The organism is Abiotrophia sp. (assembly GCF_057275535.1).
Genome location: NZ_DBHIRJ010000003.1, coordinates 1 through 12003, shown reverse-complemented (window position 1 = coordinate 12003; position 12003 = coordinate 1). Strand labels below are relative to the sequence as shown.

Below are 12003 nucleotides of genomic sequence, written 5' to 3'. Positions count from 1 at the left end.
TAATCTACTCCGTTAGTTCAGTGACTTCGATTGAGTCGTACAATACGAATATGGAGAAGGAACCTTCTTCATCAGCTGATAAGTAAACGAATTGTTTTTCGTCAGCATGGTCTGCGCTTCTGGTGTTGCCATCTATAACATCTTTTATTGATGGTGTGATACCTACACCGAAAGATTCTAGTATTTCTTTTACATACGCTTTAGGCACATTATTAACCGCCACTTGGTTAATAGTATACTTTCCGTTAAGATCTCCTCTAATAAAAATCATAAACTGACCCTTGCTCTTATCCATGCTGTAAGAAGCTATTGAATATCTTTCTTGAACCATTCCCTTTGTATCAAACGGGTACCATAAGTTATCAATCTTAAAGTTGGCAGCTATTTCTGTTTGGGTCTTTTCTAGATTGTTTCTGTCAACCAAATGCTTATCTTCCGGAAACTTAAATCCTGCCAGCATCAAGAAGAGGGGGAGAAGTAAGAAAAGTTTTTTCATAAATTGGGTCATCTCCTATTGGTTTTGTTGGGCCAAGTATAAAGCCATTGAAAGTTTTAGTCGGTTAACCTTGAATAGATTAACTGTATAATGAGCGTTCTCTTCCGAGAAGCCATGATTGAACATCAGATAAAACTTCAATCTGATCTCTAACGCCTGGTTACTGATACCGAAGTGTTCTGACATGTACTTCATACTTCTTCCTTCTTCGATGCACCGTTCAATAGCAGCGTCATTTATCAATAAGATACTTGCTGAGAAGTTGGCTTCACGTTCCAACTTTTTATGAGCAGGTGAGTAATCAGTATCTTCTATTAGTTGTGATAGGTGTTGCCCACCTTGTTTATTATGCTCTAAAATAGCATGGCTTACCTCGTGCGCTAAACTGAAGTTGACGCGTTTTTTATTCTCGTCTGGAGCATAAAGAATAAATACGCCAACATCTGTAAAATGAATTACACCTAGCAGTTTAGTGGGGGCAATCCTGCCTTTTATTGCAGGCTCGAAAACATAGTCAAGAACATCGACACAATAACAAAATACGTTTGTAAATGTTAGGTCTGATAGATCCTTGCCAGTGAAATCAGCGACATCTGCAAGAAAAGAATCAATTTTAGGCTTAATACGTTTATACATGAGTTCCATGCCTTTTGACATAGCGTCCTCTCCTTTTCACGAATATATGTTCGTACAAATCTTAAAAAAGAGAAAGCCAATGTGGCTTAACCTCTATTCTGTTTTTCGCGTTTCTTTCTAATAAGTTCCGCAAGAACTTCGCTAGCATTTAACATATCGCGTTCAAACTCTTCTTTTTCCTCATCAGTAAGATCAGAAACATCAACTCGATAGTATGCAGCAAATGTTTGCGGTTGGGGCTCATCACTTCCATTCAATAGAAATTCCATAGTAACACCAAAATATTCAGCAACTTTTTGAACCTTATCAACAGAAGGAGTTGTTTTCTTCCAATGGTAAAAGGTTTTTTCGTTCCAATCTAACGCACGAGCTACTTCTGTCAGTGTCATTTTGCGTCCGGCTGCTAATTCTTTTATACGCTCAAACATTGATAAATCAACCTTTCTAGCAACCTTAGAAAAAAATAGTTCGAAATCTGCGAATAACCACTTGCATAATGGTTCGGGATATGTTACTATAGTTTTCGTAAGGATAAGCGTTTATAAATTCGTAACAAGAAACGTTTATGAAATTGAATAATCACAATAGTTAAAACGTTGGGGAACGGTGAGACTGTTGTTTGAATAGCCTATTTCATAGGGTTATTTGTTACGCCCTTAGGGTAACATAAACCGAACTGGGTGTCAATAGTGGTTTGAGATTTTTAACAGTTTCATGAACGAATTTATAAACGTGCCTTACAAATACTAAAAAAAAGAGGTGTTCAAAATGTTAAATCTAATCACTGCGATGGCTTGGCGTTTATCTACGAGCGACTTGACTTTTGATAAAAAGTTTTCTCATAAGGCTCAAATCACTGAAGACCCATCCGGATGGAATTTGGTAAGAGTGGGCTTAGATGAACTTGATGCCAAAGTAACAGTCATCAACGAACGCGCTGTGATTATCAACGGTAAGAAGTACGGACTTGAAAAGCGGAAAATGTCTATCGGGCCCGGTCACTATTATCAGTTGGTTCCTTAAAAGTGAGCCACAAACAAAAGAAAGGAGGAACGTATAATGAGCAACTTGAGCAGCGGAAGAGAGAAGATCCTCAAGTTCCTGGAGCAACATAAGATGACGGTTGCTGATCTAGCGTCAGCATACAGTGTCAATCGAAGTGAACTGTCCAACTACCTCAACGGAAACATCGAGAGCGAGAAGGGCAACAAGCTAATTCTAAAAATCATTTCTGACTTCAAGATTAGATAGGGGTGTAAAGCATGCAACTCATAGAATCAAAGAAAGTTTCTCAAGCCTGGGTTTATCCAGAGCAAGTAAAAGAAATCTTCAACTACAAGGACCCTAGCAAAAAGCTGAGAGCCTTTCGTGAGTTCGTACAAGCCCACCCTAATTATTACAAGTGGTTCAAACAGTGTTGGCTAGGTAAGTCGATAAAAGACTTCCAATACGCCTTCATCCCACTGGCTCATTTTTGGGAGAACCAAACGCTACTAGAATCGGGTAGCCGGTCAATTAAGTTTGATTTATCTGAGATAGAAAGGATACGCATTGTATATGGCTTATAGAGGTTTTGTCTTAGTGGATATAGAAGCAGTGATTCATTACCAAGACGGTAGTCACGTTAGAGTGGCTACACAGTTTGAGGAGAACACAACACTTAAGAACGTGCATGCCTACTTTGAAGCGGCAGCTAAGTTCTTAAACCCTAATATAACCATTGGAAACATCACCATGAATTATGGAGGTGTTGAGTATGTTGAAGGATGATCACTCAGTCGGTTCTAACATTCGTGATATACGAGAACAACTTGGTATCAGCAAAGTGTGTTTAGCAGGACGCATCGGAATTCATCGCAATGCAGTGGCTAAGATTGAGTCAGGTGAACGTAAGCTCAATCAAAAAGGACTTAAAGTCTTTGCTAGAGCATTGGGTGTGACGGTACAGGATATCCTAGCGGGCATCTGAAAGGTGGTGAGAGAAATGAAACTAAGTCTTAAGAACATCCATATCTACATGCTTCTATCACTTTTAATCTTAGGAGCATTAACCATGGTTTGGGCCTGGTGGTGTAACGATTGCAAGCCTGGTGGAGACGGTCTAGCAAACGGAGTCGTTATCATCGGTTGGGCCATCGCACTGATTGCTGCAGGGTTATACGACTTGGAGGTGAAAAAGAATGTTGTTTGAGGACTTGTCCAATTCAGCAAAGTTGAGAGCTCTTAAGCAGATACCTAACGGACACACAACAAGTGACTACCGCTTCACTGAAGAAGGCATCATCTTGGTGTGCGTTAGAAAACAACAGCACCAAATCGCATTAGAGGAATTAATGAAGTCAGTAAGGTTCTATGATGCGACGCGAGACAAGAGTCATATTGAGGACATCTTGTACTTCGCAGAAAAACTAAAAAAGACCATGTAGCCGGCAAGCAAAACATGGTCAGTAGTAAATGTTTACAAGGAGATTATATCATTATGCTTCCAGAAAAGAAAGTCGAAACCGATATTAAGAAATACCTAGATCATATCGGGGCCTACCACGTTAAGATACATGGCTCAGCTTTCATGCCTTCAGGCACACCTGACATCTTGGCCTGTGTAAAAGGAGTCTTCGTCGGTATCGAAGTGAAGAAACCAAAAGGCGGGCGAGTCAGCGAGCTGCAGAAATTTAAAATCAAACAAATTGAAAAAGCAGGAGGGATAGGCATTGTCGCAAACGATGTACTCGTCGTACAAGAACGCTTCGAGCGAGAGCATCTTGTATGAGTCAATCCCAGGATATGAAGGTTATTATGTCGTATCACCACGAGGAGAAGTATTTTCTTTGCCTAGAGTTGTAAAAGGTAAAGGTAATTCTAGTCAAAAAAGAAAAGCTCATAAGTTAAGACATGACATATCGAAAGGTTATCACAGAGTTACGTTGTTCAAAGAAAACGTAAGAACTAGATATATGGTACATAGATTAGTCGCCATGGTGTATGTTCCTAACCCATGTAATAAACCTGAAGTAAACCATATAGATGGGGACAAAGATAACAACGACGCTTCTAATTTGGAATGGGTAACTTCCAGTGAGAATCAAATACATGCATTTTCCACCGGCTTGCAAAAAGGGAAACCAACTAATTTTAAATTAACCGAAATTGAAGTCGAAGAAATCAAGCGTCGACTTTCAAAAGGAGAACGAGGGTGCGATTTAGCAAAAATATATGGGGTATCGCAACAAGCTATATCCAACATAAAAACAGGAAGTAGGTGGGGCAAAAAATGTTCGCACATTATGTAGAAGCTTCAAGCTGCTCTATGCTTTATAAGTTCCAAAAAGAAATCTTGGATAGATCTCAACCAAACTATTTCCTAGCTATGGACACAGGGACCGGTAAGACCATCACTAGCCTTCACCATTATTTAAAATTTTCAAAAGGTGAACCGCTTATTATCTTCGCCCCGGCCCAGAAAGTTAAAGAGGGTGGTTGGGAACGAGATATTGAGTTCATCGAAAAGCACTATGACATTAAGATACCGCACAGAGTGATTAGCTACGGTGTCTTGGCTAAGCAGAAAGTGCCTAGCAAACAGTTCTTCGTTATCTTTGACGAAGCACACTACATTAAGAACCCTACATCACAACGAGGGAAGGTTGGTCAACAGTTCGCCAAAGCAGCTACACATTTCTGCTTGCTGACTGCTACGCCACTCTCAAACGGTTGGGAAGACAGTTATAACTACTTCATCATGTTTGGGTACTTCCGAAACAAAACGGACATGAACCGACAACATGCGGTATACGAAGACTTGCGCTTTGGGCCGAAGGTAGTGAAGAAGATTGTAGCCTGGCGAAACGAAAACTTGCTTAAGTCATACTTCAACCGGTTCACGGTCAGCATCAGCAAGGATGATGCGCTAGATCTGCCGCCGTTGGTAGAGCGTCGTGTGACCTTCCAACCATCGAAGGAATACAAGACCTTGCGCAAGACAAGGGTTCTCAACGATGAAGCCTTTGATAACATACCAAAACTTATCCATGGGCTTCGGTACTGGGCCAATCAAGAAGACAAGCTCTCTTACATCGAGATGCTGCTTCAAGGGACCAACCGCAACGTGATTATCTTCTACCAGTACAAAGAAGAATACGAGCGACTGCATGAAATAGCACTCAAGCTAGGTAAGCAAATCTACGTTGTCAACGGTAAGGCATCACACCTTCCACCTAGAGACATCTGGCAGAGCCTTAAATCATCAGTAACACTGGTTCAATACCAGTCAGGTAGTTCAGGTATTGAACTCCAGTACGCGTCAGAGGTGGTTTTCTACACACCAACTTATAGCTACCAGGACTACGAACAGTCTTTAGGGCGAGCATACCGGAACGGTCAGACTAAAAAAGTGACGGTTTACCAGTTCGAGACTCAGCATACGATTGAGTCAGAGGTGTGGGAGGCCTTGGCCAACAAGAAAGACTTTAGCACGCAGCTATACGCAATGACGAAATTAGGAGGTTAAACATGTTTGGACTACAAAAGCAAGACCTAAATGTAACTCAGAACCGCAACTTATATGTAGGTGGTTCAGATGTTCCAACGATTTTAGGCATCAACAAGTACAAGAGCCAGTTTGAACTGGCCAAAGAAAAGCTAGGTATCATCGAGCGTGAGTTTCATGGCAACGAGTACACAACGTACGGTAACCAGTTGGAACCACAGATTAGAGATTACATCAATGCAGTTAACCAGATGAACTTTATCGTGAATACCTTCATCGACGAAGAAAAGAGTATCCGGTCCAATGTCGACGGTATCGACTTAGACCACAAGATACTCCTAGAAATCAAGACTCACGGTAAGAAGCCGGATATCAAAGTTTACAGAGCTCAGATGCAATTGTACATGGCGCAAACAGGCTGCCAAGTTGGTTGGCTGGCTATGTATAACCGACCTGAGAACTTTGACACTGAGTTCGATGTCGAGCGTCTCCAAATCATTGAGGTAGAACGGGACGAGGAAGAGATTAAGCAAATCTTAGATGCTATCGAAACCTTCTGGGTCCGTTGCGAGTACCTGCGTGATCAGCATGACATGTCAGAGACGGAGTTCATGACGAAAGGAACGGATGTCGACAAAACGCTGATGAAACTCAACCGAGTAGCTCCAGACATCGTGGCCTTTAAGAAACAACTCAAAGAGATGGAAGCTATCGAAGCAGACCTCAAGAAAGAACTCTATGACAAGATGACGGAATACGACATCAAGCAACTGGACACTCCACTCATGAAGGTAACAAGAGTGCTGCCAACCGTATCAAAAGGCTTTGATAAAAAGGGTCTCCAAATCAAATATCCAGACATCTACGAAGAGTTTGAGACTGAGACTAAGAAATCAGGCTATGTAAAAATCACAGAAAAGAAAGGTAAGGAATAAACCATGATTAAGAAACTTCAAACCACCACAAAATACTATGCCAAAACAGAGGAAGAAGCAGAGGGTGCAGTTATTATGGCTGAGTCCAATACAAAAGGGCGCATCATTAAAAAGTCTATCCAACGCAAGACTTCAAAAGACTCAATCTACTACGAGGTGGTTATCACTGAAGAATTTACCACTTCAAAAGAACAACTAGAAAAAGAGGAGCTGATCTAAGATGGCAATCAATTTAGCAACGGTATTACCACCAAACAAGAAACAAGCAACAGTCGACACACCGCGTAACTTCTTCCTTTATGGCCAAACCATGAACGGTAAGTCTTACCTGGCAGGTGAGTTTCCTAATCCACTTTTCCTAGATACAGACGGTAACGCCAAGGCTAATCCGTTCCCATCGCTTGAGTTGCGAAATATCCGAGGTAAAGACGGTAAGATTGAGCGTTCAATCATCGACCAACTAGACGATATCATCACAGCATTGCAGACTCAGAAGCATACTTTCGAGACTTTAGTCCTTGATGTTATTGATGATATCGTAGTCATGATTGAAGCGACAATCTGCGACCGAGAGGGTGTCGAGACATTAGCGGACATTGGCTACGGTAAAGGCTACGCAGCATTCAAGTCAATCTTCCAACAGTTGGTGATTGAACTCAAAGCCTTGCCAATGAATATCGTGTACGTGAGCCGAATCAGCACCAAGATTGAAAACAACGTGACAATTGAAGAACCATCTCTTCCAGAGAAGCACGTTAACATCGTCAACGGTAACTGTGATTATATGATCCAGTGCAAGAAGATTGGCAAGAACTACATCCGACAAGTCAAGATGAAACGTAAGAACTATGTACGCGAACAAATCGACGATGCCAATATCTTAGCTATCTTAGACACAGTGACCGGAGCGTTTGAACGCAGCCGACCAACTAGCAAGAAAGAGCAAGATGCCATCGTGAAGAAACTTGAGGAAGCTCAAGAAGAAGTCATCAAAGGTGCAGATGTCTTTGAGGAAATGGAAGAAGAGGTAGCTCAACAAGTAGCTGAAGCTTTAACCAAAGAACCAGAGCCAGCACCTGCCACACAACCAACACAAGGACTCAAGTCAAGCCGTCCTCGTCCAAAGATTAAATAATTAAAGAGAAAGAAGGAACTAAATTATGTCACTAAGAAATTTAATGCAACAAGTAACCGCCAACTACGATCCAAAAACTAGCCCGTCTCAAGCAGAGAGCATTCCTCCAGGTGAGTATGATGTAGTCATCGAAGCAGTGGGCCACACAGTTTATGAATCAGGCTACGACGCTATCGCCATCAAAGCCAAAATCGTTGGTGGGGACCATGCAGACCGAACTGAGTTAATCAACATCAACGTAGACCCTGACAATGAGACCTACACTAAATGGCCAGGCTTACTGAATAACGCCATCCGGTCAATGACCCAGTTCATCTACGCAACTGGCTTACAACTTACTGACGATGATTGGGAAGACCAATTGACATTAGGACAAGCGGTGGGCGAGGCACTAGGTAAACAATGTGTGCTCCGTATCACTGAGACAACTTCTAAGAAATCAGGCAAGACTTATCGCAACTATGAGTTCTTAGCTTATGACGATATGCCTGCTTTCTAAAACTAACTAGCAAGGAGATGTAAATATGCCAACTAAATACAAGGTGCATTTGCATCCTATTCCATACGAATACAAGCCCAATAGTGTTCAAGTGGCGAGCCTAAGTAAAACTATTACCTCGCATACAGAAGAACTCACAGCGCAAGAATTAGCCGAAAAATTAGCCCAGGGACACACAGTGGTCCTTGGGTTGATGAATGGCGAACGTAAAAAGGCAAACTTCATCTCTCAGCAAGTCTTGATGTTGGACTTCGACAACAAGGTAGGAGACGAGAAAGCCAAAGGCGAAGACTATGTCACGATTGCTGATATCTTGGCCGATGACTGGTTCAAAGCTAATGCAGCCTTTATCTATAAGACCTTCTCTTACCAAAAAGACTGGGAAAAGTTCCGAGTGGTGTTCTTGCTAGATCAGCCACTAACCAAGCACGAAGATGTCACTGAAGCTTATAAATGGCTCATGAAGGCCTTCCCTCAAGCGGACCCATCGACAAAAGATTGCAGCCGGCTCTTTTATGGCGGTGAGGAGTACATCGAGATTAACTTTGACAACATTCTGACGATACCGAAGAAAAAAGATGAGACACAGTCAACCACACACACACATCAACCGTCTCATCATTATCCAAAGACCGTCAAACCTTTAACCAAGCGTCAAAGCAGTCAGATGATACGTGCCTACATTGAACGAGAAAAAGACAACCTGCAAGACTATGGTAACGCCCTCTCAGCAATCACAGTGATTGCGAAGGCGGCCTTGGTAGGTGAGATTGACGAAGAGTCGGCAAGAGAGTATGTCAAACTCTTGGCCATGGATAAGCACATCTGGGAAGCGGAGAATGAACTTAAGCTCAACGAGTTCTTAGGCAAGCGACCTGAAGATATCTACACCAACTACACCTTCCGTCAAAAGTTCGGAGCAGGTGGCAAAGGTAAGAGCGATTTTGATGTCTTCGAGTATGCCAATGAGTTTATCGAACGCTATCAAGTGGTCTACTATAATCAGGCCTTGTTCTTTAGAACAGGCGTGTCATGGTCAAGTAGTGATAATAAACTGCTGCGCCTGGTAGACCAAGAGGTCAACCTCAAACGCTCAGCTGACACTGAGTTACTGCATCAGCTAATTAAGAAGGCCCCTCTGATTGAAGAGGAGATACTCAACATCCAACTTAAGAACGACTACCGCATTGAAGGTGGCAAGGTCAAAGATGGAGCAGTTGAGGACTTCACACCTTATCTCTTAGATGTGGCCTATGATCCAAAAGCCTACGACCAAACAGTTGATGACTTCCTTAACTTCTTAGTCAAGGACAGACAGGACTTGCGACTCATCATTGAAGAGTTACTTGGACACATTATCATGCTTCAAGGTTTCCCTCACAAGGTCTTCTTCCTGGTAGGGGAGAAAGGTGGTAACGGCAAGTCCACCTTCCTAGAGATGCTGAACAATTTTGTAGGCGAGCTAGGCAGCAATATCAACTTGGAGAACTTCAAAGACCACACTTCAGTGGCTAGTTTAGAGGGGAAGTTAGTAAACATCGGTGACGATATCGACGCTAGCTACATGGAGAAGTCTCAAATCTTCAAGACCCTGGCATCTGGTAACAAGGTGGCCCTTCGTCCAATCTACAAAGAGCCATTCACACTGAAGAACAGAGCAACGCTCATCTTCACTGCCAATGACATGCCAGTCTTCAAGGATAAGACAGGTGGGATAGAACGACGCTTAGTTATTCTTCCCTGCGATAACGTAGTTAAGACAGCTGACTTTGAGATTGATAAGAAGCTGTCATCTGATCAGGCAAAGTCCTATATCTTAAACCTCGCCCTCCAAGGTTTGGAGAGGATACGGAGGAACGGCGGGAAGTTGTCTGAGTCTGAAACACTAAAACATGAATTAGAAAGTTACATGGAAGACAGTGACACTGTCCTCAGTTATATCAACAACAAGGGTATCGACCCTAACATGGACCGCAAGATGGTCTACTCCGATTATGTCCAGTACTGTGCTGAGATTGGCCAGACTCCTCATAAGGCGATTGCGTTTGGTAAGCGGCTAAAAGCAAAAGGCTATGAGACGAGAGAGACCAGGAGAGCAGGAGTCAAAATGTTCCTGTATGAGAAGGTGGATGCTTGACCTAAAACAGCCCCTAAGTAGATAAAAAGGCGAACATCCTTTCTATGGGCTGAAATATCGTTGATATGACGCGGTTTCTGAGAATCAGCCCATAGATAGCCCATAGATGAATTTCAACTTATGGGCTGGTCTAAACCCTTGGGAGAGTAAGCGTCAGCCCATGTCAGCCCATAAGTCCTATATTTTTTTCTATCTTTTAGAGAAAAAATAATAATAATACATAATTATTAATTATTATTATGAATTTATAGAGAAATAGGAAAAATGGCCAAAAGTTTGGGACTTATGGGCTGAAAGTGGGATAAACGTTGATATGACGCAATTCTTTCAGCCCATAGATGGTGATTTCATCTATGGGCTAGCCCCAAGAAATCTATGGGCTGTTCAAAGATGCGCAAAGTTTGCGCCTGAATGAAGAGGTGAAAGGTATGAACTCACGCGATTGGCCCGACGGTTGGGAGCGAGTTTTGGCACTGTCAAAAACAGATAGCCAAGGTCGAGCCATTGAGATAACAGACGAAGAGGAGAAAGAACTCAAGCAACTAGGTAGAAACTTCTGGGGTAAAGAGACCAGGGGAGAGAGCTCTCCGAAAATTAAAGAGCAGGTGCAAGAGATGCGGATGAAGTTGGTGAAAGAGAACATCGATGCTATCAACAAGTTTTTACGCAAGCACAAACTCTCTTATGCTGAATTTGCAAAACTGACAGGTCTATCAAGAACCTGGTATCCAACCATGGTAAAAGATAAAACGGTCGTGGCCACTGATGTGGCGGATAGGTTGAAAGAGAAGTTCGGTTTGGTCCTGAATAGCAAACGTGACTATAGCCGGATGAGATCTAGAATTTTAAGAGGTGAGAATGATGAGTGAGTTAATTTTGGTAGTTGCGTTACTGATTTCGCTAGGCTCGTGGATAGGGTTAGGTGTGATTTTGTATAAGGAACACCTGGAAGAGAGAAAGAGAGTTACTGAAGAGTGGCGCAGACGCAACGTTAAACCAACAGCTGAAGATTGGCGAGCAATTGGCAAAGATATGGAAAAAGCCATAAAAGATGTATCGAACAACATTGAAGCACTTGTAGGAAAGGGAGATAACCATGAGTAAACATCTAATTGATAAAGTAATTGAAACAATGCAAACAGCATCAGTATTTTTAATTGACCCACTAACAATGAATGACGCTATCAATAGCGTGAATTATCTTAAGTGGCTCAAACCAACAGTCCCACAATATGTGGCAGATTGGTTCGAAGATAACTCAGAAGGATCTGTGAAGCATTGGGTCCTTCACTTCGAGGAACACGACACACCTGCTGATGTTGCTGATTGGCTTAACAAGCAAGATGACTTCTTCATGACATTAGCTAAGATGGAAGAATTTGGATACTTTGTGGAAGGTGAGTAATGATGGAGAAGATTGACAAGAAAGCTGTAGGCGCTGGGGATGGCGTAAAGCGGTATATGTACGTTATCACCCACTCGGATTATAGCGGCCTAATCGTACAGACAAAAATATACGCAAAACTGTACACATCACTTGAAGCAGCAGAAAGAGCTGTTGTCCGTTATAAATATGAGCAAGGAGTGCCGGTAGACCAAGATCATCGTTTTAGCATTGAAAAGATGGAGGTAGTGGATTAATGTTTATCAAAGTGACACTTAAAGACACAGCGGTATAT

General features: G+C 42.3%; 20 protein-coding genes. 17 read left to right on the top strand and 3 right to left on the bottom strand.

Annotated features, from left to right (window positions below; all coding sequences use genetic code 11):
* Positions 1-4 precede the first annotated feature (4 nt).
* From ACO53F_RS02760 to ACO53F_RS02750, 3 genes are all read right to left on the bottom strand, one after another.
* Positions 5-496: a hypothetical protein gene (locus ACO53F_RS02760; RefSeq protein ID WP_485137208.1), complete on the bottom strand. Its 492-nt coding sequence runs from the start codon at positions 494-496 to the stop codon at positions 5-7.
* 15 nt (positions 497-511) lie between these two features.
* Complete coding sequence (locus ACO53F_RS02755) at positions 512-1153, bottom strand: ImmA/IrrE family metallo-endopeptidase (RefSeq protein WP_485137207.1); 642 nt, start codon at positions 1151-1153, stop codon at positions 512-514.
* Positions 1154-1218: 65 nt separating this feature from the next.
* On the bottom strand, positions 1219-1560 hold the full coding sequence (locus ACO53F_RS02750; protein ID WP_485137206.1) for a helix-turn-helix domain-containing protein: 342 nt from the start codon (positions 1558-1560) through the stop codon (positions 1219-1221).
* A gap of 340 nt (positions 1561-1900) precedes the next feature.
* Here ACO53F_RS02750 and ACO53F_RS02745 point away from each other — a divergent pair, with 340 nt between their 5' ends.
* From ACO53F_RS02745 to ACO53F_RS02665, 17 genes are all read left to right on the top strand, one after another.
* Entirely contained in the window at positions 1901-2155 is a 255-nt protein-coding gene (locus ACO53F_RS02745; protein WP_485137205.1) for a hypothetical protein, read from the top strand.
* Positions 2156-2191: 36 nt separating this feature from the next.
* Complete coding sequence (locus tag ACO53F_RS02740; protein ID WP_485137204.1) at positions 2192-2383, top strand: ArsR family transcriptional regulator; 192 nt, start codon at positions 2192-2194, stop codon at positions 2381-2383.
* Positions 2384-2394: 11 nt separating this feature from the next.
* Complete coding sequence (locus ACO53F_RS02735; protein WP_485137203.1) at positions 2395-2700, top strand: hypothetical protein; 306 nt, start codon at positions 2395-2397, stop codon at positions 2698-2700.
* 188 nt (positions 2701-2888) lie between these two features.
* Entirely contained in the window at positions 2889-3101 is a 213-nt protein-coding gene (locus ACO53F_RS02730; RefSeq protein ID WP_485137202.1) for a helix-turn-helix domain-containing protein, read from the top strand.
* A 15-nt stretch (positions 3102-3116) separates the two neighbouring features.
* Positions 3117-3323, top strand: coding sequence for a hypothetical protein (locus ACO53F_RS02725; RefSeq protein ID WP_485137201.1), 207 nt, complete (start codon positions 3117-3119; stop codon positions 3321-3323).
* Positions 3324-3611: 288 nt separating this feature from the next.
* Positions 3612-3902 carry a VRR-NUC domain-containing protein gene (locus ACO53F_RS02720; protein ID WP_485137200.1) on the top strand — a complete coding sequence of 97 codons (291 nt, stop codon included), beginning with the start codon at positions 3612-3614 and terminating at the stop codon, positions 3900-3902.
* Positions 3856-4422 carry an HNH endonuclease gene (locus ACO53F_RS02715; RefSeq protein ID WP_485137357.1) on the top strand — a complete coding sequence of 189 codons (567 nt, stop codon included), beginning with the start codon at positions 3856-3858 and terminating at the stop codon, positions 4420-4422. Before ACO53F_RS02720 ends, ACO53F_RS02715 begins: the two co-directional genes overlap by 47 nt.
* Before the next feature lie 17 nt (positions 4423-4439).
* Positions 4440-5639: a helicase-related protein gene (locus ACO53F_RS02710; RefSeq protein WP_485137356.1), complete on the top strand. Its 1200-nt coding sequence runs from the start codon at positions 4440-4442 to the stop codon at positions 5637-5639.
* Positions 5640-5641: 2 nt separating this feature from the next.
* A complete protein-coding gene (locus ACO53F_RS02705; RefSeq protein WP_485137199.1) occupies positions 5642-6553 on the top strand; it encodes a lambda-exonuclease family protein in 912 nt (303 codons plus the stop codon).
* A 3-nt stretch (positions 6554-6556) separates the two neighbouring features.
* Positions 6557-6772 carry a hypothetical protein gene (locus ACO53F_RS02700; RefSeq protein ID WP_303766023.1) on the top strand — a complete coding sequence of 72 codons (216 nt, stop codon included), beginning with the start codon at positions 6557-6559 and terminating at the stop codon, positions 6770-6772.
* A gap of 1 nt (position 6773) precedes the next feature.
* Positions 6774-7688 carry an AAA family ATPase gene (locus tag ACO53F_RS02695; RefSeq protein ID WP_485137198.1) on the top strand — a complete coding sequence of 305 codons (915 nt, stop codon included), beginning with the start codon at positions 6774-6776 and terminating at the stop codon, positions 7686-7688.
* A 25-nt stretch (positions 7689-7713) separates the two neighbouring features.
* Positions 7714-8187, top strand: a complete 474-nt coding sequence (locus ACO53F_RS02690; protein ID WP_485137197.1) for a DUF669 domain-containing protein — start codon at positions 7714-7716, stop codon at positions 8185-8187.
* Positions 8188-8212: 25 nt separating this feature from the next.
* Positions 8213-10324: a DNA primase family protein gene (locus tag ACO53F_RS02685; RefSeq protein WP_485137196.1), complete on the top strand. Its 2112-nt coding sequence runs from the start codon at positions 8213-8215 to the stop codon at positions 10322-10324.
* Positions 10325-10752: 428 nt separating this feature from the next.
* A complete protein-coding gene (locus ACO53F_RS02680; RefSeq protein WP_485137195.1) occupies positions 10753-11193 on the top strand; it encodes a hypothetical protein in 441 nt (146 codons plus the stop codon).
* Complete coding sequence (locus tag ACO53F_RS02675; RefSeq protein WP_485137194.1) at positions 11186-11428, top strand: hypothetical protein; 243 nt, start codon at positions 11186-11188, stop codon at positions 11426-11428. Before ACO53F_RS02680 ends, ACO53F_RS02675 begins: the two co-directional genes overlap by 8 nt.
* On the top strand, positions 11421-11729 hold the full coding sequence (locus tag ACO53F_RS02670; RefSeq protein WP_485137193.1) for a DUF1642 domain-containing protein: 309 nt from the start codon (positions 11421-11423) through the stop codon (positions 11727-11729). Before ACO53F_RS02675 ends, ACO53F_RS02670 begins: the two co-directional genes overlap by 8 nt.
* Positions 11729-11965, top strand: coding sequence for a hypothetical protein (locus ACO53F_RS02665; RefSeq protein WP_485137192.1), 237 nt, complete (start codon positions 11729-11731; stop codon positions 11963-11965). Before ACO53F_RS02670 ends, ACO53F_RS02665 begins: the two co-directional genes overlap by 1 nt.
* Positions 11966-12003 lie beyond the last annotated feature (38 nt).